Raw genomic sequence first — 26643 nt, forward strand, 5'->3', positions numbered from 1 at the left:
TTTACGGAGCCGGGTGAACGATGGGCACAAAGAAGACGGCAGAACCATCAGCCGAAAGCGTTGCGCGATCCGATCGGCGGCGTTTGGCCGCTGAAGAGGGCGTGCGGGCCATGGCTGACGCCGAAAGGCAGGCCATCGACGTTCGCAAGAACATGGCGCGGCTCCGAGCTGCGCGCGAGGCCAAGGAGGCGGCTGACGAAGCTGTTCGGCTCGCTTTGCCCCCACCGGCGCTCAAGAAGCGTTCGAAGAAGCCGACGCGGTAATCGTCTTCAAGACGCCGCCGAATTGAGGGGGCCGATCCCATGCCGGAGAGTGCAGATCGTGCCTAGAATCAAATCTGACCACGGAACCATCACCTTCTTTCTCGCGTCCGGTGCAACTCGGCAGATGTGCCAGCTCGCCACGACGTTCAACACGCAGAAGCAGGCCTTCAGCTATTTGCAGAGGAATCGAACCGAGTTCGAGCGTATTGCTCGGGCACGGCTTGCTTCAGGAGAGCTCGAAGACGGGATCGTCGTGCTTTCGATGCTTTAGCCAAAGCGCTCGGGCTGTATGGCCGGCTCGCCGCGATCTCAATTGATCGACTGAACTTTTTCGCAAACGAATATCGCTCTCAACACCGGTCCGCTCGCATCCCGAACATTGACGGCCAAACCGTCGCTGCTGGCGAGTGGCTCAAGCTGTCTGGCGATGTCGGCCAGAGACATCGCGGCCTCGACCTCCGCGGCGCGTTGGCCGGCCAGATCCAGGCCTTCTTCGTCAACGACGAGCGCTTCACCATCCCAGATGTCGAAGTAGAAGAGCGACATCTAACGCGTCCTGTCGGACGGGCTTGGTCGGTCGGCTTCCCTCGCCAACCGTTCAGCCTTCAATCGTTCCCGGTTATCCTTGAAAGCCTGTTCCGCTTTCTCGTAGTCGGTCGCCGGCTTTGCCGCGGCCTGCTTGAAGTGGCTGTTCGCCTCATCCTCTGCACGCGATTGGGAATGCCGTTTCATCTTACGTCCTCTATCTCTCCGGCGGCCCGAAGTCCTCCGGTATGGGGGCTTCCAGGTGGTCGCCTCATTCCTGGATCGGCTTGCCGCGTTTGGCACGATCAATTCGCACGCGTCCGAACTCCTTGGGTCCATCGAGCAGATCCTGCTTGCGGATTGCCCGATCGTCCGCTGTCGTCGTCGCGTCGCCTATGCGATCAATCGTATCGCCGGCCATTTCGCGGGCGCGCAGCTTCTGTCGATCCTGGTCGGCGTGCGTAAGCCCCAGCTCCACCAAGCGAGCTATTGCCTGGGACAGACTGGGCGTTTTCTTCCTGAAACGCCATCCATGCCGTGATGGCTCCGAGCAGCGGTTGCGACGGTCGAAAACCTGCCGATCGAACCAAGGGAATGGCGTCTTCCGGTCTCTTCGTCGGGCCCATGCATCCTCCAAACTGGATACGGCGTGGCGCCCCTCCGCAGGTATCATAGATCAAACCGCCGGCGTTCCGATACGTTCCTATTGGCCGAGGAAGATCGCCGGTTCGGCAATTATGCCGACCGCTTCACCCCGGCCATGCCAGCCGGTCCAACCCCGAGCCGCGCCAGCATCGTCTTCGCCTGCTCGGCGCAATGCTCGATCAGCCAGCGCTCGAAGGCGACGGGGGGAAGCGCGGGGGCGTAGAGGAAACCCTGCACGACGTCGCAGCCGAGCTCGGCCAGCGTCTTGCGCTGGCCGTCGGTCTCGACGCCTTCGGCGACGACGGTCATGCCGAGGCCCTGGCCGACGCGCACCACGGCGGTGGCGATGGCGAGGGCGCCTGCATCCTTCTCGATATCGCGCATGAAACTGCGGTCGATCTTGAGTTCGCGGATCGGCAGATGCGCGAGGCGGCTGAGGCTGGAATAGCCGGTGCCGAAATCGTCCACCGAGAGGCCGACGCCGAGCTCGCGGATCGCGTTCATCGTCTCGAGGGCGGCAACGCTGTCCTGCATGAACGCGCCTTCGGTGATCTCCAGCATCAAGGCTTCCGCCGGCAGATCGTATTCGGCGAGGATGTCCTTGAGCCGCGCGGCCAACGTGACGTTGCGGAAATTGATCGGCGACAGGTTCACCGACACGCAGGGGATGTCGAGACCGGCGCGGCGCCAGCTCGCCATCTGCCGGCAGGCCTCGCGCACCGACCACAGGCCGATCTGCTCGATCAGGCCGCACTCCTCGGCGAGCGGAATGAACTTCGCCGGCGAGACGTTGCCGAGCTCGGCGTCATGCCAGCGTGACAGCGCCTCGACGCCGTGGATCGCGCCGTCGGAGCTGCGGATCTGCGGCTGGTAACTCAGGCTGAGCGCTCCTTCCGCGACGGCGCGACGGAGCGCTGCGATCAGCGCCAGACGTTGCTCGGTGAGCGCGTTCATCTCGGCGCTGAAGATGCGATGGGTCGAGCGCCCGGCCTGTTTGGCCATGTACATGGCGGCGTCGGCCTGCTGCATCAGCGTGTCGATGTCGGTCGCATGGTCGGGATAGAGGCTGATGCCGATGCTGGCCGACATCGGCATCAGCTTCGATCCCAGCCTCAAGGGCGCGGCGAGCGCCTCGGTGATCCCGGCCGCGACGCGCTCGGCGTCTTGCGCGTTGCGCTGCGGCAGCAGGATGACGAATTCGTCGCCGCCGAGCCGTCCCAGCATGTCTTCGGGGCCGATCTGCTCGCGCAGACGCTGGGCCAGCTGGATCAGCAGCTCGTCACCGGCGGCGTGACCAAGCGTGTCGTTGACGTCCTTGAAATGATCGACGTCGAGGAAGGCCAGCGCGATATGGCTGCCGGTCGGGCAGGCATCGATCGCGGTGGTGATCAGATTCCGCAGCTGCGCGCGGTTCGGCAGGCCGGTGAGGATGTCGTGATAGGCGAGCCGCGCGATCTCGGCGCGTGCCTCCTTGCGCTCGATCGCGAAGGCTCCGAGATTGACGCAAGCCTCGACGATGCGCCGGTGCCAGTTGCTCGGCGCGCGAGGCTCCCGATAGTAGAAGGCGAAGGTCGCGATGACTCGGCCGTCCTTGGCCTTGACCGGGGTCGACCAGCAGGCGCGCAGGCCGATCGCAAGCGGCATCGCCTTGTAGGGTTGCCAGCGGTGATCGGTCTCGAGGTCGGTCGCCAGCACCGGCTTGCCGTAGAAGGCGGCAGTGCCGCAGGAGCCGACATTCGGGCCGATCGCAATCCCGTCCAGCGCGCGTGAATAATCCTCCGGCAGCGAGGGACCGCCGAGCGGGTGGATCAGGCCGGCGGCATCGACGTGGAGCAGCGAACAGACGACGTCCGGCGCGATCTCCTCGACGCGGCGGCATAGCCGGTCGGCGATGTCGGTAATCGGAACTTCGTCCGCGAGCGAGCCCATGATGAGCTGCTGCAGCGAGCGCAACTGCTTGGTCTCGGTGATGTCCTCGAGCAGCGCGAAGATGTGCCTGACCTGGCCCTTCTTGTCGCGGAAAGCATCGATCCGGGCGCAGACCCAGATCTCCTCGCCATCCTTGTCGTAGGCGAGCACTTCGGCTTCGCCGCGGCGACCGCCATGCATCAGTCGCTTGACGAGCCTCTCGACCGCCCTGCGGTCGGTGTGACAGCCGGCGATCAGCTCGCCTGCGCGGCGGCCCTCGGCCTCATCGCTGGCGTAGCCGAACAGCGCCGTGAAAGCCGAGTTGACGTAGACGATGTTCTGCTCGGTATCGGTGATGATCACCGCCCGGTTGGTCTGATCGGAGACGGCGTGGAGAAGTCCGATCCTGACGCGGCGCTCGGCATCCGCGGTGACGTCGCGCGCGAACACGACGCGATGGGTCGCGCCGTCATGCGCAATCGACGACAGCGATATCGCGGCACGGATCCGGCTGCCATCGTTCCGCACGAGGCTGATCTCGTCGCGGAATTCCGCGACCGGATCGGCCTGAAGGCATTTCAGGGTGAGAATTCCGGCATCGCGGCCGAGCGCGTCGGTGCGCGCGAGCTTCCAGATCCGCTCCGCACTGGCGTTGAAATGCGTGATGCGATGCGCGCTGTCGACGATGACGACGCCATCGTCGGCGCGCTCCAGCGCAGCAAGCAGCACGTCCGAAGTTTCTGTCACAACACCATCGCAAGCAGACATCGGTGGACCGGGCATAGGGAAGAAGCGGCAATCGGCCCGAGGCTAACGCTCCGATGGTGTCCAAGACGTTTTTGCAATCCTCCCTCGCATTTGCCAAGCCGCGACATGCTTAACATTCCGCGAAGGAAGCGCAGGTAATGCGGTGTGCCCGGAACTCACTCCGCGGTTCGGCCCTGGAGTTCGTGCAGCCGGCCGGCGACGGCCCGCACCTTTCCCGGCGATGCCCGCCAGATCGACAGCGCCGACAATCCACTCACGATCATCGCGATGCCGAAGGCGAGCGTGTAGTCGCCGGCGCGATCATAGAGCAGGCCGGTCACCCACGGTCCGGCCGCACCGCCCGCCAGCGCCGCCAGCATGATCGTACCGAAGATGCTGCCCTGGTGCTTGCCCTGGAATATCTCGAACACCACCGCGCCCATGATCGAGGTGAGGCCGTAGCCGAGCGCACCTTGCGCGAACACCATGACGTAAACAAGCCAGAGCGAGGGTTGATACTTCAAGGCGATCAGCGCGGCGAAGCAGATCACGAAGCCCGCACAGCTGATCGCCCAGACCCACTCCCGTCCGATGCGATCGGAGACATGGCCCAGCACGATCTGGCCGGGAATGCCGAGCACGCTGACGATACCGAGCGCCCACACCGCGACACCGGGACTGAAGCCGATGTCGAGCAGGAATTTTGTCTGATGCACCTGCACCGCGTACCAGATGTACAGGCCGGAGAAATAGCCGATCGCGATCCACCAGAAGCGCGCGGTCGCAACGGCGCGTTTCAGCGTCCAGTCGGTGTTGACCCAAACGGGATCGACGATGTTGGAGATCGGTTGGGCATCGCCCGCAGCCGGGGCGGCATCGCCGTCCGGCTCGAGGCCGATGTCCTGCGGGCGCTTGTGCAGCAGCAAGTTGACCGGCGCCAGCACCACCAGGATGAGCAGGCCCATCGCGGTGCAGGCGGTGCGCCAGCCGGTCTGTTCGATCATGTGCTGCACCCATGGCAGCAGCGTCACCGAGCCGATGCCGACGCCGGCGAAGGCGATGCCGATGGCAAACCCGCGCTTGCGGATGAACCAGTTCGGCAGGAACAGCGACTGGCCGGAATAACCGAGACACACCGAGCCGGCGCCGACCATGACGCCGATGGTGACATAGAGATGCCAGGGCGCGCTGGTGAGCGGCGCGAGCAGCAAGCCGCCCCCCATCAGCACGACCCCGAGTTCCATCACCGCGCGCGGGCCGGCGCGGTCCATCAAGCGGCCGATCAGCGGGCTGACCACGCCCGACACGACGAAGCCGAAAGAGAACGCGCCGGCGGTCACGCCACGCTCCCAGCCGAATTCGGAGATGATCGGCGGAAAGAACAATGAGAAGGCGGTACGCGCGTTGACGCCGATGGCCATGGTGACGAAGGTCACGGCGACCACGACCCAGCCGTAGAAGAACGGAAGCCGCATGATGTGATTGTTTCACCCCTAGATGGTGCTACCGACCATCCGGAGCGGTCCGGGTCAAGCGCTTTTCGCTTGTACGCTCGAGCCGCGGGGCTCGCATGATGCCAGAGCCTGGGCATGATGCTTCCGCATCGTCATGGCCGGGCGTGTCCCGGCCATGCACGCCCTTGTCAACGAGACATAGAACGTGGATGCCCGGGACAAGGCCCGGCATGGCGGCTTCTTGTTCAAGGACCTTAGAGGCGGTGCGCTCAGGCGGCGTCGCGGCGCGACGGTTTGGCGGGGGCGTCGAACAGGATCCGCTCGATCGGCTGCGGGCGGCCGAACAGATAGCCTTGCGCGAAATTGACGCCGAGCGCCTTCAGCCGCTCGTACTCCTCGCGGGTCTCGACGCCCTCGGCCGTCACCGACATGTCGAGCCCGCGCGCCAGCGTCACGATCGAGGAGATGATGGCGGAGCTGCGCGGCTGCTGCGTGAGATTGCGGATGAACGACTTGTCGATCTTGATCTTGTCGAACGGGAACGCGGTCAGGTAGCTCAGCGAGGAATAGCCGGTCCCGAAATCGTCGAGCGCGAGCTCGATGCCGAGCTGCTTGAGCCGCTGCATGAAGGCGTGGTTCTCGCCGCCGCGTTCCAGCAGGACGGATTCGGTGATCTCGATCTCCAGCCGGTGCGGCGGCAGGCCGGAATCCGCGAGCGCCGCGCAGATCACCTCGAACAGCTCGGCTTCCTTGAACTGGATCGGCGACAAATTGACGGCGACCGCGAGATTGGAAGGCCAGCCGGCCGCATCAGCGCAGGCGCGCCGCAGCACGAATTCGCCGAGCGGCACGATCAGCCCGGTCTCCTCCGCAAGCTGGATGAACTGGTCCGGCGGGATCAGGCCGCGGGTCGGATGCCGCCAGCGCACCAGCGCCTCGAAGCCGCGCCGCGCGCCGCTGAGGGCGTCGATGAACGGCTGGTAATGCACCTCCAACTGGCACCGCGCGATGGCGTCGCGCAGGTCCCCCTCCAGCGTATTGCGGGCCTCCAGCTCGGCCGACATCGCCTCGTCGTAGATGGTGAAGCAGTTGCGGCCCGCCGATTTCGACCGATAGAGCGCAAGGTCCGCCTTCTTCAGCAATTGCTCCTGATCGCTGCCGTGATCCGGCGCGATGGCAATGCCGATGCTGGTGCCGATCTCGACGCGGTGGCCGGGCAGGAGGAACGGTTCGGTCAAGAGCTTGGCGATCCGCGCCGCCAGCTCGGTCGAGCAGGCGCGCTGATCCGCGCCGGCTTCCTGGATGACGGCGAACTCGTCGCCGCCGAGCCGCGCCAGCACGTCGTTGGCGCGCACGGCGGATTTCAGCCGCTGTGCCACCTGGCGCAGCAGCGCATCGCCGGCGCCGTGACCGAGGGAATCGTTGACGTTCTTGAAGCGATCGAGGTCGAGCATCAGGATCGAGAACGGCAGGCCGCGCACGCCCAGTTGGCTGTTCATCTCGTCGAGCCGGGTCAGGAAGAAGGCGCGGTTCGGCAATCCGGTCAGGATGTCGGTCTGAGCGAGCTCGAGCACCCGCCGGTTGGCCAATGACAGCCGCCGTGAATTGCGGCTCGCGAGCATGAGATAGGTCGACAACGACAGCGTCAGCAGCAAGCCGACGATCAGCACCGCGCCCGCGCGATCATAGGTCGTCTCCAGCGCACCGCCGGCGGTCGGAACCGCACGCACCTGCCAATCGGTATCCCCGATCTTCAGGCTGCCCGACCAGTGCAGCGCCCGCGCGACGTCGCGCATGGACTGCGGCGCCGTGGCCGCCGACGAATAGTCCGGCAGCATCTGCTCCAGGCCGACGATCTGCGCCGTGAACGGCGGATAGACGTTCATGCTGACCGCGGGGCTTGCGCCTGTGGTCACGCGAATGGTCTGAATCAACAGCGGCAGGTCGAAGATGCCGACCACGAAGCCGGCGAGATTGCGACGCCGGTCCGCAACCGTCTCGCGCGACGTCCCCTTGGCATAGACGGGAACGGCAACGAGGACGTCGGGCAGCCGGCCCCCCTCCTTCGGTTCGAACAGGCGCGTGCGGATGGCCGCGACCTTGTCGTTGTCGCGCGCGCGCTCCAGAACCGCGCGGCGCTCCGGAACGGTGGCGTAGTCCATGCCGTAGACCAACGAGGTCTTCGGCTGGGTCGAGTAGAACACCGGAAAGTACTCGTCGCCCTGCGGCGCAGTCACGAATTTCTCGCCTTGAAGCGCCTTGATGCGATAGCCGGACACACCGTCCGTGATCGCCGCAGTCTCGTACTCGACGCGTTCCTTGCGGTTGACGCGCGGCAGCCAGGCAATGCGCAGCATGCCGGGATGGCGCTCGAACAGGCGGGCGCTGAAGGTCTCGAACTCGCTGCGGGTGACTTCGTCGTTGGTCGATTCGAACAGCGTGCGCAGCGCGACCAGCCTCGAGATGTACTCGCCCATGCCGTTCTGCATGACGATCGCTTCGGTCTCGGCCGCGTTCTCGAACTCGATCCTGTTGACGCGATCTTCCCACCGCGCCACGGCGGCCGCACCCACGACCGAGAACAGAAGGCCGACGCCGACCGCGACGAGCGCAGGGCGATAGAGCCCGAGCAGCGGCGCAGCACGCCACCATCCGGTCATCCGCCTTCGATCCTGATCGTTCTGATCGCGATCGCCCATCTTGAAAGCCGCCGTCCCCTATCCCGCGACAGCCGGAACCTCTGGTTGAGGCTGCGGCCCGGCTATCGGAACAAGACCGCGGTTAAGAACTGCACAATTTCGGAACCGGATCGTTCCGCACTGCATGGATTAGTTAACGAAGTGCGCGAATGACTGGGCATAGTGGAAACAACTTGCCGGTTTTGCCCGGAGTACTACGGCCCTTCGATACCGTGCCGCTTAGCGAGCTATTCAGGCTCGCAGGGATATGTTGCGGAAGGTTTCTTCCAGCATCCGGCAAGACCTTCCGATGTATCGATTTCGATCAACGAGATCCGTTGTCCTGACCTTCCTGCTCCTGTCAGCGACCGCGCTCGCCGCCAGAGGCGATGAGACCGGCGTCAGCGAGGATGCGATCCTGTTCGGCCAGGCCGCCGCGCTGGAAGGCCCCTCCTCCGCGCTTGGACAGCGCATGCGGCAAGGCATCGTCGCAGCCTTCACCGAGATCAACGCCAAAGGCGGCGTGCACGGCCGCAAGCTCCAGCTCGTCAGCCGCGACGACGGCTACGACCCCGATCGTTCTGTGGCCGAGACGTTGCACCTGATCGAGGACGACAAGGTGTTCGCGCTGATCGGCGCGGTGGGCACGCCGACCGCGATGGCGACAATTCCGATCACCAGCGCCAGGAACGTTCCCTTCATCGGCCCGTTCAGCGGCGCCGAATTCCTGCGCGACCTCGAGCTCACGAATGTCGTCAACATCCGCGCGAGCTATGGTGCGGAAGCCGAAGCCTGGGTCAAGCACCTCACCGAGGATCGCCACTTCACCCGCATCGGCATCTTCTACCAGGACGATTCCTTCGGCCGCGACGGGCTGAGCGGTGTGAAGCGCGCACTCGCCAAGCGCGGCCTCGAGCTTGCCGCCGAAGGCACCTTCGAGCGCAACACCCGGGCGGTGACGGCCGCCTGGCGAACGATCAAGCGTGCCGAGCCCGAGGCCATCGTGATGGTCGGGACCTATGGGCCCTGCGCGGAGTTCATCAAGCTCGCACACCGCAGCGGTTTCTATCCGACCTTCGTCAACATCTCCTTCGTCGGCGCCACCGCGCTTGCCAGGGAGCTTGGCCCCGAGGGCGAAGGCGTCATCGTCTCGCAGGTCGTGCCGTTTCCGTGGGACCGCTCGCTCGAGCTCGTCGCCGACTACCAGGCGGCGCAGAAGGCGTTCGATCCGACGCTGACGCCGGACTTCGTGTCGCTGGAAGGCTATCTCTCCGGCCGCCTCGCGGCCGCGGCGCTGGAAATCGCCGGGCCGAAACCGACCCGCGCGAGCCTGCTCCGCGCCATCAACAATGTCGGCCGTTTCGACATCAGCGGCAGCACCGTCACCGTCGGCGTGCGCACATTCGACACACCGCCGAAGGTGTTTCTGACGGTGATCCAGAAGGACGGGACGTTCAAGGCTGTGGACCGGCTGTAGGGCCGCTTCACGGCCGCCGCGTCCAGCGGTCGGCGTTCACCGCGCCCGGCGGCACTTCGCCCTTCACAATCGCTTCCACCTGCCGCACGGTTTCCAGCGACTGATATTCGATCGCCTGCGGCGTCAGCCCGCCGACATGGGGCGTCGCGATGACGTTCGGCAATCTCGCCAGCTCCGGCGTCGGCATCTGGTCCGGCGCGCGGCCGACGTCCAGCGCGGCGCCGGCGATGCGGCCCTCGCGCAACGCCCGCGCCAGCGCCGGCTCGTCGACGAGATTCCCGCGCGAGAGGTTGATGAAGACGGCATGCCTCTGCATGCGCGCCAGCGCCGCTTCGCCGATCAGATTTTCGGTCTGCTCGTTGGCGATCGCGAGGCAGACGACATAGTCCGACGCGGCGAGCAGCTCGTCGAGGCCGAGTTGCCGGATCGCGGCATCGCTGACGTCAGCGAACGGATCGCAGACCAGCACCTCCATGCGCAGTACCTTTGCCACTTCGGCAAGGTATCGCCCGATGCTGCCATAGCCGATGATGCCGAGCCTGCTGCCGGCGAGCTGGCGGCCCATCCGCGCCTCCGGCTTGCGGCCGGCCTGGTAGTCCGCCGTCGTCCGCGAGACGCCGCGGGAGAGATCGACCATGAAGCCGAGCGCGAGCTCGGCGACCGCCTGCACGAAGCCGGGGCCAGCGCGGGTGACGAGCACGCCGGCCGCCGAGGCCGCCTCCACATCGACGTTGCGGATATCGACGGCGCAGCGGACGAAGGCCCGCAGACGCGGCAATTGCGCAAAGATTTCGCCGCGCCCTTCCGTCATGCGGTCGGCGACGATGATGTCGGCGTCCTTCGCGGCACGCACGAGGCCGGCGGCGTCCAGGATTTCGTCGCTCTCGTGCAGGATAACCTCGGCAGCCGCCCGCAGCCCGTTGAGGCTACGGTCGCCGTAATAGTTGCGCCGCATCTCCGGCGTGTGCGCGAGCAGGACCTTCACGACATCTCTCCTTCAGTAACCGAACGCCCGCGGCAGCGCGGTGCTCAGCCACGGCACGAAGGCGATGACGAGCAGGCAGAGGAACAACAGGCCGAGATAGCCCATGATCGGCTTCACCGTCTGCTCGATCGGCACGTTGCCGATCAGGCAGGCGCCGTAAAGGCCGAGCCCGAGCGGCGGCGCGAACAGGCCGATGCCCATGGCGATGACCAGCACGACGCCGAAATGCAGGGGGTCGACGCCGAGCTGCACCGCGACCGGCAACAGCAGCGGCCCGAAGATGATCAGCGCGGCTGCGCCCTCCAGCACCGAGCCCATCACGATCAGCACGGCGATCGCCAGCAGGATGAACAGCCAGACGCCCGAGGTCTTGGAGAGCCCGAGCATGAAATCGCCGACCGCATGCGGCACCTGCTGCAGGGTCAGCGTGAACGCCAGCGATTGCGCGGCGGCGACGATGAACAGGACGAGACCCGCGCGCGTCGCGGCCTGCACGAAGCTGTGCGCGGCCGATTTGAAGCTGAGCTCCCGGAACACCACGCTGCCGACGACCAGCGCATAAGCCACCGCGAAGGCCGAGATTTCGGTCGCGGTGGCAAAGCCGCTCTTGAAGCCGAAGAAGATCATGAAGATCAGGCCGAACGAGGCGATCGCACCGCTCCACAGCCCCGACACCGGCATCTGCGGCTCGACCTCCTCGATCCGCTCCGGCCGCTTGCCGAAGATGATGGAGACCGCAATCAGCACAGAAGCCATCAGCGCCGACGGCAGCAGGCCGGCGACGAACAGGCCACCGATCGACAGATTGGCCACGAAGCCCAGAATGATCAGATTGATGCAGGGTGGAATGGTCTCCGCCATCACGGCGGAGGCCGCGAGCAGCGCCACCGCGCCGCCCGGATTTTGCCTGGAACGACGCGCGGCCGGGATCAGCACGGAGCCGACCGCTGCGACATCGGCCATCTTCGAGCCCGAGATGCCCGAGAATAGCACCATGGAAGCGACCATGACGACGTTGAGGCCGCCGCGCATGCGCCCGACCGCGCGCTGCAACAGCTCGATCAGCCGCACCGACATGCCGTTGGCTTCCATGAGATAGCCGACGAGGATGAAGAAGGGGATCGCCAGCAGCACGAAATTGTCGATGCCGCGCGCCATCTGCTGGGCGAAGATCACGCCGGGCAACGCGCCTTCGACCCAGATGAAGATCAGCGCGGCGAGCGCCAGCGCAAAACCGATCGGCAGGCCGCCGAACAGGGTTGCGAAGAAGCCGATCAGCATCAAGGTGCCTGCCGACGGCACCGAGGACGGCGACAGATAGTCCCAGACCAGATAAAGGCCGGTGACGACGATGATCGCGATGAGCCCCCTGACGATCTCTGGCAGCGGCCTTGCGCAGAGATGGTCGATCGCGAACACCGTCATGAACAGCGCGCCGACCCCCATGGGATAGAAGGTCAATTCCAGCGGCAGGCCTGAGCCGGTGGTCTGGCCTGCGGTCAGCGAACCCAGCTTGATCGCGTTGTAGGCGACGTAGCCGGAAATCAGCACGATCAACAGCGCGCTGGCGGCATCGACCAGCGCGCGCAGCCGCACCGGCAAGAGGTCGCGGAAGAAGGAAACACCGACATTCTCGCCGCGCGCGAGCGCGCTCGCCGCGCCGAAAAAGGCCGAGCCGACCATCAGCCCGCGCGCAACATCGTCGGACCATTCAACCGGCGCGTTGAAGAAGAACCGCAGCAGGACGGAGACGCAGACCACCACGAGATCGGCGGCGAGCAGGATCGCCGCGATCGCATCGCTGACGCGGAGCAGCAGGGCGATGCTGCCGCGGCGGCCGCCCGAAACGGACACGGCGGCTGTCATCGTCATCAGGCTTGCGTCGCGCGGATGATGTCGATGACGGCCTTGGACTCCGGCCGCGCCTTCATGAAGTTCTCGGTCTGCGGCGCGACGCGCTTCTTGAACGCCTCGCGGTCGCATTCGGCCACCGTCACGCCCTTCTCGGTCAGGGCCGCAAGCGCCTCCTTCTCGACGGCGAGCCCATGGGCCCGGGTGTCGACCGCGGCCTTCTTCGCAGCATCGAGGAAGCCTTCGCGCAGCTTCGGGTCCATGCGGTTATAGGTCATGTCGCTGAAATAGATCGCAAGCGGCGAGAAATTATGCTGGGTCAGCGCGTAGAATTTCGACGTTTCGAAGAATTTGCTGGCCAGGATCGTCGGCGGATCGTGCTCCAGACCGTCAAGCACGCCGGCCTGCAGGGCCGTGTAGATTTCGCCGAACGCCAGGGGCGTCGCAGCGGCGCCCATCAGGCGCAGGCATTCGGTGATGACGGGGTTGGGCAGCGTCCTGATCTTGAGGCCGGCGAGGTCCTCCGGCGTCTTCACCGGCTTCTTCGCCAGCACGCTGCGCGAGCCGAAATTATAGGCCCAGGCGATGATGCGGATGTTGCCGCCCTTGAGCAGCGCGTCCTCGATCGGCTTGGCCGCGCCGGCGTCGAACGCCTTGGTCTGCTGCGGGAAGCTCGAGAACAGGAAACCGAGATCGTACGTGCCGACCAGCGGCACCAGATTGGCCGAGATCGACGAGCCCGACACCATGAGGTCGATGACACCGAGCTTCACCGAATTGATGACGTCGATCTCCTGGCCGAGCTGGTTGTCGGGGAAAAAGGCGACCTCGACCTGCTCGCCGAGGCCATTCCCTTTCAGGTTCTTGACGAGATTGTCGTAGTAGACCCGGCCGTTGGCGAATTTGGGATCGTTCGGCAGCGAGGAGGAGCATTTCAGCTTCAGCGTCGCAGCTTCGGCGCGGCCGATGATGGCGGGAGAGAGCACGAGGCCGGCGGTGACCGCCGCCGATGACTTGATGAACGCGCGGCGGTTCACGGGCACGATGGTCATGGTGCGGCTTCTCCCACATTGTTTTTGTTCGCCGCAGTCGTTGCTGGCGGCCTGTTGCGTGAACTCTATGGCCAAAGCGACGGCACAGGCAAGCGGGCGGCCGGCAAGCGCAGAGCGGCAGGGAGCGCGTACGGCAGGCGACCAGCGCGGCTGAGCGACCACAATTCCCCGGGATTCGCGACGAGGATCGGCCTGCAGCCACATCCGCGCAGCGGGCGCGGTCGCGCCGGGCCGGCATCGATCCAATTGGAGCATGGATCAATGCGCAACTGACATGGATGGGCCGAGAACGATGCCCTCCGGCCCGGCAGGCGCCCTGCCCCATTTTGCCGCACGCCGAACGTGATCCAGTGCACAGACGGACGCATGGCGGCACCTTAGAAAAAGTGACATCATCGCGCGCATTGCCGATGGAGGTGACACCATGCGCCGTCCAGTCTTTTCCAATTTGCTTCTTGCATCCGGCCTTCTTGCGCTCGCTCAGTTGATGATTCCGACGGAGGCCGCTGCCGAAGCGCGGCTCGCGCTGGTGATCGGCCAATCCGCCTATCGCACCGTGCCCGAGCTGCCCAACGCCGCCAACGACGCCAAGGGCATGACAGAGCTGCTCGGCAATGCCGGCTTCACCGTCACCACCGCGGCCAATCTGGCGCAGAACGAGATGCGCGCCGCGATCTCGGATTTCGCCGGCAAGGTCAGCGCCAGCGGCGCCGACACCGTCGCGCTGGTGTTTTATGCCGGCCACGGTCTGCAGATCGACGGCGAGAACTATCTCGTTCCTGTCGATCTCGATCCCAAGCGCGAGGCCGACATCCCGCTCCAGGGCGTCCGCCTCAACGACCTGCTCAACACGCTCGGCGCCCTGCCGACGCGGGCACGCATCTTCATGCTCGATGCCTGCCGCAACAATCCGTTCCCGGCGCTGAGCGGCGCCGGCCACGGCCTTGCGATCGTCGACACCAAGGCCGGCGCGCCCGGCTCCTTCATCTCCTATTCGACATCGCCGGGCGCCGAAGCCGAGGACGGCAGTGGCATCGACAGCCCCTACACCACGGCGGCGCTGACCATCGCCAAGCAGCCCAACCTGCCGATCGAGGAAGTGTTCAAGCGCATCCGTGTCGCCGTCGCACAATCGACCGACGGCCGGCAGATTCCCTGGGAAAGCTCCTCGCTCACCACCGACTTCAAGTTCTTCGGCGAGAGCGGCAGTCAGCCGTCGTCGCTTCCGGGCGCAAATTCGATGGCGCTTGCCAGTGGCACGCGTAGCCTCGAGGACTGGCGCAAGGAATTGCAGGGCAAGCCTGCCATGATCGCCTATGAACTCGTCATCACGGACGACACGGTGCCGGCGTATCAGGCCTATATCGAGCTGTACGCGCAGGATACCCGCACGCCGCGCGTGCGCACCGTGCTGGAACGGCGGCGCCAGATGCTGGCCTGGGAGCGCGCGACCGCGATCAACACCCACGCTTCGTTCGAGGCTTATCTGGCCAATTGGGACAACAGCGACCTCGCCGCGACCGCGCGCCGGCTGCTGCTGCGCGTGCAGAACCGCAATTACGGCGTGCCCGTCGCCGCCGCGGCGACCCCGGTCGCCGTCGCAATGGCTCCGACCTGCCCGTGCTCAGCGCCGACACCGCCGGCAACGCCCGCCAATCCGAGCGTCGCGCCCATCATCAAGAAGCGCGTCGACGTCACTCCGCCCAAGCGCAAGGTGGTCGAGACGCCGCCGAAGCGCCGGCCGCCGCCCGACGAAGTGGTCTACGAGCGCGCGCCGCCTCCCGGACCGCCGCCCGGCGCCGTGATGCAGGGCATCGGCGTCGGGATCGGCATCGGCATCGGAATGGGCGGTCGCGGCGGCGGCGGCGACCATTACCGCGGCGACTACCGCAGATACTGAGACGGTCCAGCTTCGACATCGCCCCGGCTCGCGCCCAATCGCGCGCGAGCCGGATTTATTACGTCAGCGCCGGATAATCGCGCTGGATGCCCTCCCGGATCCATCCGGCCTGGATCGCGCGAAACAGGATCTGCGCCGTCTTGAGATCATTGGCCTTCATGCAGAGGTCGACGATGCGGCGGACCGCATCGTCGCGCATCAGATCGTCTGCAATCTTCATCGCGATTTCCATCGCGACGCGGGCCGCACGCTCATAGCGCTCACGCTCGCGCGTGGCAGTCTGCGCGGAGCTTCCGACGGCCTCCGCGCCCGCTCTCGCGGCCTCGCAGATGTTGCGGATTCGCTCCGCCGCGTCGATATCGCCGAGCGGCCCCGGGATCGGCTCATCCCAGATGTCGGCCGGCTGCCGCCTTGCGAACCACTTCATTGCCCCCACCAATGGTCGCCGTTGCTTGCACCTTTCAGGACGTGCGGCGCGGCCCGATCGCCTCGAACTGCGCCTTCTGCTCGTCGTTGAGCGTGGCGTAGAAATCATCGAGCGCCGCGCGCACCGACTTGATGCCGTCCAGCATCGCATCCAGCCGCTTGCGGATCGTGGCCATGCGGGCCGGCGGTGTCATGACCTCATTGGGCTCGCAGGTCGCTTTCAGCGATGCGCTGGCCTTGACGCTGGTATCCTGCAGCACCTGAAGCGCCGCGCGCTGGGTGTCGCTCGGACGAAGTCTTTCCTCGATCGTGGCGCTGGGCCAATCGAACGCGGCGGGCACGCTGCAAGTCTGCACCGGCGATCCGCCCGCATTGTTCGATGCGCTGGCGCGCCGCTGATCGTCAGCGAGGGCATTCAAGCGCGCCTTCTGTTCGTCGTTGAGCGAACCATAGAACTGGTCGAGGGCGGGCTGGACCAGATCGACGGCCTTCTGCATCGCCTCGATGCGTTGCTGCATGGCCGCGAGCCGGCCGGGGGCCGTCGCTGCGGCCTGCGTCGGACAGGATGTGCGGATCAGTGCTGCCGCGTCGACCGAGGCGTTGCCGAGCGCATCGAGAGCTGAGCCCTGCGCATCCGTCGGCTGCACCGCGGATGCGATCTGATCGATGGGCAGCCCGGCGATGGCGCGGTGGTCACTGCCGCAGAGCTGATCGAGCGGTGCGCTGCGCGCCCGCCGTCGTCCCTGCGGTTGCTGCGGCAGATAGGCCGACAGGCGATCAAAACCGTAGGGGCCGAATATTCCGGCATAGATGTCCGGGTAGCCATAACCCCAGAAGCCGAGCCCGTCGCCCCAGATCGTGTAGTCGTAGAGGTCGTTATAGGCGAACGGCCAGAACAGCGGACCAACCCAGCCATAGCCGCCACCCGCATGTTGCCACCAGCCGCTGCTCGCGCCGCTCCAGCCGGCGAGTGCGGCCGCGGCGGCGAGCTGCGCACGCGCCGCCGGATTGCTGATCAGCCGGCCGTTGCGGAATGCGCTGGAGTTGAGGGCATTGCGGAAGCTCGCGGGACGGATCGCCGCGTTGCGGATCTGACCAAAATTGGGCCCGCCGCGCCGGGCACCCGTGGTGAACCGCATGCCGCGATGATGTCCGCCGCCATGCACATGCCCGCCGCCATGACCGCGGAAATGTCCGCCGCCGTGATGGCCACCGCCGTGTCCGCCTCCGTGGCCGCCGCCATGACCCCCGCCATGTCCGCCCTTCGCCAGGGCCGCGCCCGCCAGCATGCAGGCAAACGCCATTGCGGCAATTCCAATGACCGGTCGCACCATCGCATCCTCCCGCAGAGCCGCGCCATTGAGGCACCGGAACTTGGCGGGAATTGGAACCGGCAGGATTGCCGAAAGTTCCCGGTCTACGCCTCGGGCACAATCTTGCCGGGATTGAAGATGTTGAGCGGATCGAGGGCCTTCTTCAGGGCCCGCATCGCATCCAGTGCCTCGGGGCCGAGCTCCGCCTTCAGATATTTCTGCTTGCCCTGGCCGATCCCGTGCTCGCCGGTGCAGGTGCCGTCCATGGCCTGCGCGCGCTCGACCAGGCGATGCATGAACTCTTCGCCGCGCGCCATCTCGGCGGCGTCGTTGGTGTCGCAGACCAGGGAGCAATGGAAATTGCCATCGCCGACATGGCCGACGATCGGCGACAGCAGGTTGAGCCGCTTGAGATCCTCCTCGGTCTCGCTGACGCACTCGGCAAGGCGAGAGATCGGCACGCAGACGTCGGTCGCGACCACGCCGATGCTGTCGCCGGGCCGCAGCGCCTTCACGGACCAATAGGCGTCGTGCCGCGCCTGCCACAGTTTGGTGCGGTCCTCCGGCTTGGTGGTCCAGGAGAAATCGCCGCCGCCGCAATCTTTCGCGATCTCGCCGAAGGCCTTGGACTGTTCGGCGACCTCGATCTCGCTACCGTGGAATTCCATCAGAAGCAGCGGCGTCTCCGGCAGCGTCAGCTTCGAATAGGCGTTGCAGGCTTGCACCTGCGCGGCGTTGAGCAGCTCGATACGCGCCACGGGAATGCCGGTCTGGATCGCCAGGATGACGGCCTGACAGGCCCCGTGCACGGTCTCGAACGACACCGCGCCGGCCGCGATCGTCTCGGGAATGCCGCGCAGGCGGATGGTCAATTCCGAGATGATGCCGAGCGTGCCTTCCGCACCGACGAACAGATGGGTGAGGTCGTAGCCCGCCGATGACTTCTTGGCGCGCGTGCCCGTGGTGATGATCTCGCCGTCGCCGCGTACCACCTTCAACGCCAGCACGCTGTCGCGCATGGTGCCGTAGCGCACCGCATTGGTGCCGGAGGCGCGGGTCGAGGCCATGCCGCCCAGCGAGGCATCCGCGCCGGGATCGATCGGGAAGAACAGGCCCTGGTCGCGCAGGTGCTCGTTGAGCGCCTTGCGGGTCACGCCGGGCTGGATCACGCAGTCGAGGTCCTCGGCATGCACCGCGAGCACCTTGTTCATGTCGCGCAGGTCGATCGAGATACCGCCGGCGGGCGCGTTGACCTGGCCCTCCAGCGAGGTGCCGGTGCCGAAGGGAATGACCGGGACGCCGTTCTTGGCGCAGATCCGCACCACGTCCTGGATGTCGGCGGTCTCCTGCGCCATCACCACGCCATCCGGCGGCTGGTTGGGGATCCAGGTGGTGGTATGGCCGTGCTGCTCGCGCACGGCCTGCGAGGTGATGAGGCGGTTGCCGAAGCGTGCGGCGAGTTGCTCCAGCGCGCTCGCGAGGGCTTTCGGCTCCGGCCGCGGCGGATTATTGGTGATGGTCGTACCCACGGAATTCCTCCCGACAGAAGAACCGTGGCAAAGGACATAAAGCCGGTCAAGTCAAGCGACCGGACGCATAGCTTGGGAAGGAAACATGCCGGAGACTGCCGCCTCGACGCCCAAAGCAGAGCCGTTCCGCGCCGCGATCATGCAGATCGAGCCGCAATGGATCGACTACAACGGCCATCTCAACATGGCCTATTACAACGTGATGTTCGACCGCGCGATCGACCAGCTCTGGAGCGAGCTCGGGATCGGGCCCACCTATATGAAGGAGCGCGGCGGCTCGACCTTCACGGCCGAATGCCATGTGCGCTATCTGCGCGAAATCCACCTCGGCGATCCCGTGCAGATCCTGGTGTGGTTGCTGGAAGCCGACGACAAGCGGCTGCATACATTCGAGGAGATGCGGCACGCGACCGAGGGCTGGCTGTCGGCGACGTCCGAGAACATGTCGCTGCACATGGACATGAATGCGCGGCGCGTTGCGCCGTTTCCGCCCGATATCAGCGAGCGCATCGCTGCGGTCACAAAGGCCCACAGCGCGGTCCCGCGCCCCGAGGGCATCGGCCGGAACGTGGCGATGCCCTCGAAGCGCTAAGCGCTATACCCTGTTGCGGCCGCGGGCCAAGCCGACCACGGCCGAGACCAGGAACAGAACGACCGCGATGAAGAAGATGATCTTGGCGATCTCGATCGAAGCGCCGGCGACGCCGCCGAAGCCCAGGATGCCGGCGATCAGTGCGATAACCAGAAACGTCACAACCCAGCCTAGCATGGTCAAACCCTCGTCTTGATGTTGTCTGCGTCGACGCGGCTCGCCGCGCCACTTGCCCAGACAATCTCGAGGCGGGAACGATGGTTCCGGGCCCTGCAACAGCGAAATTCGCGGCTCGCGAAGGAACAAATTGACCTGCCGCGCACGTGGAAAACCTGTTTTCGCCGCCCCATATAGGCACCATCCCTGTTAGAAGGCTCCCTCCCGTCACCCCGCGGTGTCATCGTGGGGCCAAATGATTCGCATGACCGAGCCGAGCAAGATCACTGGCGTACCCGACCACCAGCCCGCAGCCGGCGGCATCGCCGCGCGTGCGCGCGCCTCGGTGGGCCCGAAATACCTGTCCGGGCTCAATCCGGAGCAGCGCGAAGCGGTGGAGACGCTGGACGGCCCGGTCCTGGTGCTGGCCGGCGCCGGCACCGGCAAGACCCGCGTGCTGACGACGCGTATCGCCCATATCCTGAGCCAGGGCCGCGCCCGCCCCGCCGAGATCCTGTCGGTGACCTTCACCAACAAGGCCGCGCGCGAGATGAAGCACCGGCTCGGCCAGATGCTCGGCCATGCGGTGGAGGGCATGCCCTGGCTCGGCACCTTCCACTCCATCGGCGGCCGCATCCTGCGCGTCCATGCCGAGCTCGCGCAGCTCAAGTCGAACTTCACCGTGCTCGACGTCGACGATCAGGTCCGGCTCTTGAAGCAACTGCTTCAAGCCGAGAGCATCGACGACAAGCGCTGGCCGGCGCGCATGCTGGCCGGCCTGATCGACGGCTGGAAGAACCGTGGCCTGATGCCCTCGCAGGTGCCCTCGGGTGAAGCCGCCATGTTCGCCAACGGCAAGGGCGGCAAGCTCTATGCGAGCTATCAGGAGCGGCTGAAGATCCTGAACGCGGCCGATTTCGGCGATCTCCTGCTGGAGAATATCCGCATCTTCCGCGAGCACCCGGATATTTTGCGGCAGTACCAGCAGCGCTTCAAATTCATTCTGGTCGACGAGTACCAGGATACGAACGTCGCACAATATCTGTGGCTGCGGCTGCTGTCGCAGGCGCCGTCGGATTCGTCCTTCACCTCTCCCCGCGCACGGGGAGAGGTCGCATCGCCCGGCAGCGCAATTGCGCGCCTGAGCGATGCGGGTGAGGAGGACTCTCCGCAAGCTGAACCCGTGAAGACAACCCCTCTCCCCATGCAGGACGGGGAGAGAGAGCAGAAGCCTCACGTCAAGAACATCTGCTGCGTCGGCGACGACGACCAGTCGATCTATGGCTGGCGCGGCGCCGAGGTGGACAACATCCTGCGCTTCGACCACGATTTCCCGGGCGCCAAGGTCATTCGCCTGGAGCGCAACTACCGCTCGACCGGGCACATCCTCGCCGCCGCCTCGCATCTGATCGCGCACAACGAAGGCCGGCTCGGCAAGACGCTGCGCACCGAGGACCAGGACGGCGAGAAGGTCACGGTCACAGGCTCGTGGGATTCCGAAGAGGAAGCCCGCGGCATCGGCGAGGAGATCGAGCAGATCCAGCGCAAGGGCGAGAAGCTCAACGAGATCGCGATCCTGGTGCGCGCGTCCTACCAGATGCGCGAGTTCGAAGACCGCTTCGTCACGCTCGGCCTGCCCTATCGCGTCATCGGCGGCCCGCGCTTCTACGAGCGCGCCGAAATCCGCGACGCGCTGGCCTATTTGCGCGTCATCAACTCCCCGGCCGACGACCTCGCCTTCGAGCGTATCGTCAACGTCCCGAAGCGCGGCCTCGGCGATGCCACCGTGCAGATGCTGCACGACCACGCCCGCAAGCGCCGCATTCCCCTGTTCGAGGCGGCCCGCGCGGTGGTCGAGACCGACGAGCTGAAGCCGAAGGCGCGCGGCTCGCTTCGCGACGTCGTCGCGCAGTTCGACCGCTGGCGCGCCCAGCGCGAGGTCACCGCCCACACCGATCTCGCCCAGATCGTGCTCGACGAGAGCGGCTACACCGAGATGTGGCAGAAGGACCGTTCGGCCGACGCCGCGGGCCGGCTGGAGAATTTGAAAGAACTCGTGCGCTCGATGGAAGAGTTCGAGAACCTGCAAGGGTTCCTGGAGCACATCTCGCTGGTGATGGACCGCGACAGCGGTGCCGACGAGGACGCGGTGTCGCTGATGACGCTGCATTCGGCCAAAGGGCTCGAATTCGACAACGTGTTCCTGCCCGGCTGGGAGGAAGGCCTGTTCCCGAGCCAGCGCACGCTTGACGAACAGGGCCGCGCGGGCCTCGAAGAGGAGCGCCGGCTCGGCCATGTCGGCCTGACCCGCGCCCGCCGCCGCGCCATGATCTATTTCGCGACCAACCGGCGCATCCATGGCACCTGGTCGACCACGATCCCCTCGCGCTTCCTCGACGAATTGCCGGCGGCCAATGTCGAGATCACGGAGTCCAAAGGCGGTTCGGCCTGGGGCGGCACCGGCGGCTACGGCGCCTCGCGCTTCGACGACATGGAGGCGTTCGGCTCGACCTATTCGACGCCGGGCTGGCAGCGCGCCCAGGCCAACCGCAACCGCGGCGGCGGACGCAATGGCGGCGGCGGAAGCGGCGGCTTCGAGGAAGAAGCCGCGACGTTCTCCTCCTCGTCATCCGGACCGGATTTCGGCAGCTTCTCCTCGCGCCGTCGCGCTCCCCTGACGATCGAGGGCGAGCTGGTCGCCAAATCGACCGGCACGACGTCCGAATTCTCGCTGGCAGACCGCGTCTTCCACCAGAAATTCGGCTACGGCCGCGTCACCAAGATCGACGGCAACAAGCTCACCATCGCCTTCGACAAGGCCGGCGAGAAGAAGGTCGTGGACAGTTTTGTGCAGCGGGCGTGAGGCCTGCGATATGGCCCAATACGTTGCTGTCATCGAGGACACCGATCCCGAAGCCGTCAGCTTGTGGTTTCCGGACCTGCCCGGCTGCATTTCCGGCGGCGACGACGTCGACGAGGCCCTGGAGAATGCTCCAGAGGCCCTCGCATTCTATGCACAGGAGCTTGGCGCCGACGGCCGCCGGCTTCCTCCGCCGCGGACGCTGGACGAGCTCAGGGCCGATCCGGAGTTCGCCGACGACCTGGGAAACCACACCGTCGTCCTGATCGAATGGCCACCCCTCGACACCGCCGAGTGAGGACTGTTCGCCGCACTCCCCTGGCCTTCGACGGTTCTCCTCCGAACAGGTCTTGACCATCGCGAACTTCCCCGTATCAGATAAAGCCATGGTCCGGGGCTCCATCACACTGATCTTGCTGACATTGGGGATGCCGTCGCTCAGCGCGGCGGAGACCATGAGCTTTGGCGATTCGATCGGAAAGCTGGCGGCGAGCTGCGGCGCGGAAATCGTCGCCAATTGCCGTGGTGTCAACCCGGACTCGACCCGCCTGAAGGAGTGCCTGTCGCGCAACCGCGACGTGCTGTCCCCGCAGTGCCAGAGCGACTATCTCGGCGCCTTCGACGCCATCCAGAAGCGCGTTGCCGCGCGCGTTACCGTGGCGAATGCCTGCCAGCGCGAGATCGTCAAGGTCTGCGGCGGCTCGACCAAGGAGACCAGCAAGTCGATCCCCTGCCTGGTTTCGACCCCCAAGGGCATCAGCAACAACTGCCTGAAGGCCGTCGACGACGCGGGGTATCGCTGATGCGCGCGACGAGGCTCTACATTGCCGGACCGGCCCTCGCGTTTGGCCTCGCTTGGCTCGCGGGCACAGCCGTCGCGCAGACGGCGGCGCCGACCCGCGACGACATCGTCGGCAAGCTCAACCATCTCGAAGAGCCCGGCGAGGTCGATCTCCCCGCGCTGAAGACGCAGGTGATGGAGCGCGCCAAGGCCAGGATCAAGAATGATCCCGGTCCGGTGAACCGGCCGCCGATCGCGCCTGATCTCGCAAAGCTGCCCGCCTTCAACGCGCAGATCCAGTTCGATGCCGACACGCCGATCATCCAGCCGGCATCCTACCAGACCGTCGGCCGCATCGCGGACGCGCTGGTTCATTCCTCGCTGCTGCCTTACACGTTCCTGATCGTCGGCCACGTCGAATCCAATTCGAAGACGCGCGAGGCCAATGCGATCCTGAGCCAGCGCCGCGCGGACGCGATCCGCGACGTGCTGGTGAACACCTTCAAGATCTCGACCAAGCGGCTGCATCCGATCGGCCTCGGCGAGGAGCAGTTTCTCGACCGCGCCAAGCCGACGTCGGCCGTCAACGGCCAGTTGCAAATCCTGACCTATGCCAAGGTGCCCGAGGAGGCGCCTGCGCGTCCGGCCGCAGTGCCCGCGCCTGCGGCGAAAAAGCCCGCCAAGAAGCGCTGAGCACACGGGCTTCGCACCCGGTGGAACCCTTTGAAGTCCTGATCGTTTTGTAACCTGTCCGGGGCGCACCCATACGGCTTTGCGCGACAAAAGCGCCGGTTTGTGCACCGCCCTGTCCAGTGCTATAGCCACTGTTCGCCCTTCCCGATCCCGTGCTGCATGAGACCAAAATGGGTGGCATTTTTCAGCGCCAACTTGCCGTTTACGTCGAGTACCATCGCGATCCCCGGAATACGGCGATGCATGTGGTCGGTATTCTTCTGTTGTTCACCGGCGCGGTGATGCCGCTGACGCTGGTCCGGCTTCCGCTGTTCGGTTTCGATGTCAGCCTGGCGGTGATCCTGGCCTTGCCGGTGCTGATCTATTGGCTGCTGCTGGATGTGGCGCTCGGGATCGGCATTCTGGCTGTTTCCATCGTGCTGTTTTCGGTGGCGACGACGATTGCGGCGCAGGTCAGCACTGCGACGATGTGGGCGATTTTCGCCGCGCTGGTGGCGCTCGGCCTCGCCGCGCAGACCATCGGCCACAAGGTTTTTGAGGGCCGCGAAGCCTCGCTGTTCACTTTTCCTTCGCATCTTTTGCTTGGACCGATGTTCGTCATGGCAAAATTATTCATTGCATTGGGCTTCCGTCGCGACCTTGCCGCGATTCTGGCGCCTCTTCCGGCGAATTCCCTTTCAACCCGATAGTTCTAGAAGCGAAACAGCAACCTTCTGCATGGCTCTCGTCCTGGTTACCGGTGGCAGTGGCTTCATCGGACATCATCTCGTCGAAGCGCTCCGCGCCCGTGGGCAGCGGGTGCGCGTTCTCGATGTCCGCGCGCCGGCCGCGGGGAACACTGACGTCGAACACGTGCAGGGTTCGGTGCTTGACGGCGCCGCGGTCGATGCTGCGATCGCCGGGGTCGATCAGGTCTATCACCTCGCCGGTCTGCCCGGCATGTGGGTCGCCAACAAGCAGGACTTTCACGAGGTCAATTGCCGCGGCACCGAGATCGTGCTTGCGGCCGCGATGAAGCGCGGCGTGTCGCGCTTCCTGCACTGTTCGACCGAATCGATCCTGTTCCCCTATTCCGACCTGAACGGCGTCCCCGCGGAAGAAGCGTTGCAGCCGGCCGATGCCATGCCGGGCGCCTATACGCGCTCGAAGTCGCTCGCCGAACATTGCGCCGCAAAGGCCGCGGCCGATGGCTTTCCGCTCGTGATCGGCACGCCGACCATGCCGATCGGTGCCGCCGACCACAGCCTGACGCCGCCGACCGCGATGCTCTGGTACTTCCTGCAGAAGAAGGTGCAGCCGCATCTCAACTTCCTGGTCAACCTCGTCGACGTTCGCGACGTTGCCATGGGCCTGGTGCTGACCATGGAGCGCGGCCGCCTCGGCCAGCGCTACATTCTCGGCGGGGACTGCGTCCCACTCGGACGCATCCTGCGGATGATGTCGGCGATGAGCGGCCGCCGGCAGTTTCCGGTCGTCGTCCCCGGCAAGATCGCCGAGCTCTCCGCGATCATGCTGGAATACATCTCCGATCAATTCACGCGCCGGCCGCCCAACGGCACCGCCGAGGGCGTGCGCATCGCGCTCGCCGCGAGCGATCTTTCGATCGGCAAAGCCCGTAACGAGCTCGGCTATTCGCCGCGTCCGATCGAGCCGGTGCTGCGCGAAACCATCACCCATCTGCTCGCCCGCAACGGCCAGCAGCCCACCGGCGCCATCGAGCATCGCGCGCTCTCCTCGCGCGCTGGCTGAAGCCGCCGCCTAACGCAAAGAACCTTCATGTCCTTCGATTTCAGCAAGCTTCTCTCCGTCGCCTGGGGTGGCTGGACCACGGCCTGGCCGACCGAACTCCTGGCCCTGGTCTGGCTCGCCTTTCTCGCCAGCTGGGTTGGGGCCTCGTTCTGGCAGGGGCGGACCAAAAAGCAGGTCATGACGCTGGAGTCGCAGCGCTATCGCCTGCCGATCCTGGTCGGCGGCATCCTGTACACGCCATGGGTTGCACAGCTTCTGGGCTGGAAGCCGCTTTGGGTGCTCGGCAACACCGGCATCTACATCGCTGCGGTGCTCTCCGCGGCCGGCATCGCCTTCGCCTGGTGGGGCCGGCTGCATCTCGGAAAATTCTGGTCGAACACCATCACCCACAAGGAAGATCACCGCGTGATCGACACCGGCCCCTACGGCATCGTGCGTCACCCGATCTACACCGGCCTGATCTTCGGCATGCTCGTCACCGGCATCGCAATCGGCCTCGTAACGACGATCCTCGGCGCGATCCTGATCTCGCTCGGCATGTGGCAGAAGGGCCGGATGGAAGAGGTGTTCCTCTCCAAGGAGCTCGGCGAAGACGCCTACGGCGCCTATTGCCGCCGCGTGCCGATGATCATTCCGTTCCTGTCGCCGCGTTAAGGGCTAGCAACTGGCCCTCACTCTCGTGTCCCGGACGCGCTGCGCTGCGTCCGGGGCACGAGCGCACGCTTTAAGCACCAAGGAACCGCTCCTCCCCTTGTCCGTTAGCTCCGCGACATCTGCACCACGCAGAGCATCGAGCCGAGCCCAAGCCATGTCGGACGCCTACGATTATTTCCGCGAGCACGCGATCGCCGCCTTGCGCAAGGCGCGGGCGCTGCCGCCTGGGCGTACCAAGCAGAAGCAGCGTACGGTCGCGCGGGTCTATCATCTGCTGTCCAGGGAAGCCGCGCTCGCACCCAACGTCCATCACCTCGACGATTTTCGCGCGGCACGGCAGCTCGAGCGGCAGATCGGCCGTTGATCTCCGGGTACCACCCGTCGGCGCTCGTCCCATGCAAATTC

The 26643-nt window shown here is 65.7% G+C and carries 25 protein-coding genes; 14 read left to right on the top strand and 11 right to left on the bottom strand.

Features of this window, described 5'->3' with window-relative positions:
* The first annotated feature begins 20 nt into the window (after positions 1-20).
* A complete protein-coding gene (locus XH83_RS28100; RefSeq protein WP_194403877.1) occupies positions 21-263 on the top strand; it encodes a transcriptional regulator in 243 nt (80 codons plus the stop codon).
* A 49-nt stretch (positions 264-312) separates the two neighbouring features.
* Entirely contained in the window at positions 313-534 is a 222-nt protein-coding gene (locus XH83_RS28105) for a hypothetical protein (protein WP_194403878.1), read from the top strand.
* Positions 535-572: 38 nt separating this feature from the next.
* On the opposite strand, the gene XH83_RS28110 is transcribed toward XH83_RS28105, so the two are convergent.
* The gene (locus XH83_RS28110) at positions 573-809 is read right to left on the bottom strand and encodes a hypothetical protein (RefSeq protein WP_194403879.1); all 237 of its coding nucleotides are present in this window, start codon (positions 807-809) and stop codon (positions 573-575) included.
* Between the two features lie 241 nt (positions 810-1050).
* On the opposite strand from XH83_RS28110, the gene XH83_RS28115 reads away from it, so the two are divergent.
* A complete protein-coding gene (locus tag XH83_RS28115; protein ID WP_194403880.1) occupies positions 1051-1329 on the top strand; it encodes a hypothetical protein in 279 nt (92 codons plus the stop codon).
* A gap of 194 nt (positions 1330-1523) precedes the next feature.
* Here XH83_RS28115 and XH83_RS28120 read toward each other — a convergent pair whose 3' ends face one another.
* The 3 genes from XH83_RS28120 to XH83_RS28130 all read right to left on the bottom strand — a co-directional run bounded on the left by XH83_RS28120 (position 1524) and on the right by XH83_RS28130 (position 8202).
* Positions 1524-4109, bottom strand: coding sequence for an EAL domain-containing protein (locus XH83_RS28120; protein WP_194403881.1), 2586 nt, complete (start codon positions 4107-4109; stop codon positions 1524-1526).
* 155 nt (positions 4110-4264) lie between these two features.
* On the bottom strand, positions 4265-5563 hold the full coding sequence (locus tag XH83_RS28125; protein WP_194403882.1) for an MFS transporter: 1299 nt from the start codon (positions 5561-5563) through the stop codon (positions 4265-4267).
* Positions 5564-5811: 248 nt separating this feature from the next.
* The gene (locus XH83_RS28130; RefSeq protein ID WP_246776343.1) at positions 5812-8202 is read right to left on the bottom strand and encodes an EAL domain-containing protein; all 2391 of its coding nucleotides are present in this window, start codon (positions 8200-8202) and stop codon (positions 5812-5814) included.
* A gap of 328 nt (positions 8203-8530) precedes the next feature.
* Between XH83_RS28130 and XH83_RS28135 the strand changes: the two genes are divergently transcribed.
* Positions 8531-9697, top strand: coding sequence for an ABC transporter substrate-binding protein (locus tag XH83_RS28135; protein ID WP_194403884.1), 1167 nt, complete (start codon positions 8531-8533; stop codon positions 9695-9697).
* Between the two features lie 7 nt (positions 9698-9704).
* Here the strand turns inward: XH83_RS28135 and XH83_RS28140 are convergent, their stop codons facing one another.
* From XH83_RS28140 to XH83_RS28150, 3 genes are read right to left on the bottom strand one after another with little or no spacing between them, the layout of a single operon-like run.
* Positions 9705-10682, bottom strand: a complete 978-nt coding sequence (locus XH83_RS28140) for a hydroxyacid dehydrogenase (protein ID WP_194403885.1) — start codon at positions 10680-10682, stop codon at positions 9705-9707.
* A 12-nt stretch (positions 10683-10694) separates the two neighbouring features.
* Positions 10695-12548 carry a TRAP transporter large permease subunit gene (locus XH83_RS28145; RefSeq protein WP_194408427.1) on the bottom strand — a complete coding sequence of 618 codons (1854 nt, stop codon included), beginning with the start codon at positions 12546-12548 and terminating at the stop codon, positions 10695-10697.
* Positions 12549-12553: 5 nt separating this feature from the next.
* Positions 12554-13585: a TRAP transporter substrate-binding protein gene (locus XH83_RS28150; protein ID WP_194403886.1), complete on the bottom strand. Its 1032-nt coding sequence runs from the start codon at positions 13583-13585 to the stop codon at positions 12554-12556.
* 424 nt (positions 13586-14009) lie between these two features.
* On the opposite strand from XH83_RS28150, the gene XH83_RS28155 reads away from it, so the two are divergent.
* Entirely contained in the window at positions 14010-15485 is a 1476-nt protein-coding gene (locus tag XH83_RS28155) for a caspase family protein (protein WP_194403887.1), read from the top strand.
* A 58-nt stretch (positions 15486-15543) separates the two neighbouring features.
* On the opposite strand, the gene XH83_RS28160 is transcribed toward XH83_RS28155, so the two are convergent.
* The 3 genes from XH83_RS28160 to XH83_RS28170 form a co-directional block, all read right to left on the bottom strand.
* Positions 15544-15912 carry a hypothetical protein gene (locus tag XH83_RS28160; protein WP_194403888.1) on the bottom strand — a complete coding sequence of 123 codons (369 nt, stop codon included), beginning with the start codon at positions 15910-15912 and terminating at the stop codon, positions 15544-15546.
* Positions 15913-15946: 34 nt separating this feature from the next.
* Positions 15947-17245: a Spy/CpxP family protein refolding chaperone gene (locus XH83_RS28165; protein ID WP_194403889.1), complete on the bottom strand. Its 1299-nt coding sequence runs from the start codon at positions 17243-17245 to the stop codon at positions 15947-15949.
* An 83-nt stretch (positions 17246-17328) separates the two neighbouring features.
* Positions 17329-18753 carry an FAD-binding oxidoreductase gene (locus XH83_RS28170; protein ID WP_194403890.1) on the bottom strand — a complete coding sequence of 475 codons (1425 nt, stop codon included), beginning with the start codon at positions 18751-18753 and terminating at the stop codon, positions 17329-17331.
* 85 nt (positions 18754-18838) lie between these two features.
* Here XH83_RS28170 and XH83_RS28175 point away from each other — a divergent pair, with 85 nt between their 5' ends.
* On the top strand, positions 18839-19345 hold the full coding sequence (locus XH83_RS28175; RefSeq protein WP_194403891.1) for a thioesterase family protein: 507 nt from the start codon (positions 18839-18841) through the stop codon (positions 19343-19345).
* A gap of 3 nt (positions 19346-19348) precedes the next feature.
* Here the strand turns inward: XH83_RS28175 and XH83_RS28180 are convergent, their stop codons facing one another.
* Positions 19349-19522: a DUF1328 domain-containing protein gene (locus XH83_RS28180; protein ID WP_028138034.1), complete on the bottom strand. Its 174-nt coding sequence runs from the start codon at positions 19520-19522 to the stop codon at positions 19349-19351.
* 235 nt (positions 19523-19757) lie between these two features.
* Here XH83_RS28180 and XH83_RS28185 point away from each other — a divergent pair, with 235 nt between their 5' ends.
* The 8 genes from XH83_RS28185 (at position 19758) to XH83_RS28220 (ending at position 26602) form a co-directional block, all read left to right on the top strand.
* Positions 19758-22364 (top strand): ATP-dependent helicase, encoded by a 2607-nt coding sequence (locus XH83_RS28185; protein ID WP_194403892.1) that lies wholly within the window; start codon positions 19758-19760, stop codon positions 22362-22364.
* 10 nt (positions 22365-22374) lie between these two features.
* Positions 22375-22659 carry a type II toxin-antitoxin system HicB family antitoxin gene (locus XH83_RS28190; RefSeq protein ID WP_194403893.1) on the top strand — a complete coding sequence of 95 codons (285 nt, stop codon included), beginning with the start codon at positions 22375-22377 and terminating at the stop codon, positions 22657-22659.
* An 88-nt stretch (positions 22660-22747) separates the two neighbouring features.
* Positions 22748-23164, top strand: a complete 417-nt coding sequence (locus tag XH83_RS28195) for a hypothetical protein (RefSeq protein ID WP_194403894.1) — start codon at positions 22748-22750, stop codon at positions 23162-23164.
* Positions 23164-23835, top strand: a complete 672-nt coding sequence (locus XH83_RS28200; RefSeq protein ID WP_194403895.1) for an OmpA family protein — start codon at positions 23164-23166, stop codon at positions 23833-23835. Before XH83_RS28195 ends, XH83_RS28200 begins: the two co-directional genes overlap by 1 nt.
* Before the next feature lie 170 nt (positions 23836-24005).
* A complete protein-coding gene (locus tag XH83_RS28205) occupies positions 24006-24524 on the top strand; it encodes a DUF962 domain-containing protein (protein WP_194403896.1) in 519 nt (172 codons plus the stop codon).
* Positions 24525-24552: 28 nt separating this feature from the next.
* A complete protein-coding gene (locus XH83_RS28210) occupies positions 24553-25584 on the top strand; it encodes an NAD-dependent epimerase/dehydratase family protein (protein ID WP_194403897.1) in 1032 nt (343 codons plus the stop codon).
* Positions 25585-25611: 27 nt separating this feature from the next.
* A complete protein-coding gene (locus tag XH83_RS28215; RefSeq protein ID WP_018319663.1) occupies positions 25612-26238 on the top strand; it encodes an isoprenylcysteine carboxylmethyltransferase family protein in 627 nt (208 codons plus the stop codon).
* A gap of 154 nt (positions 26239-26392) precedes the next feature.
* Complete coding sequence (locus XH83_RS28220; protein WP_194403898.1) at positions 26393-26602, top strand: hypothetical protein; 210 nt, start codon at positions 26393-26395, stop codon at positions 26600-26602.
* Positions 26603-26643 lie beyond the last annotated feature (41 nt).

This window comes from Bradyrhizobium sp. CCBAU 53351 (genome assembly GCF_015291745.1).
Taxonomy (GTDB): Bacteria; Pseudomonadota; Alphaproteobacteria; order Rhizobiales; family Xanthobacteraceae; genus Bradyrhizobium.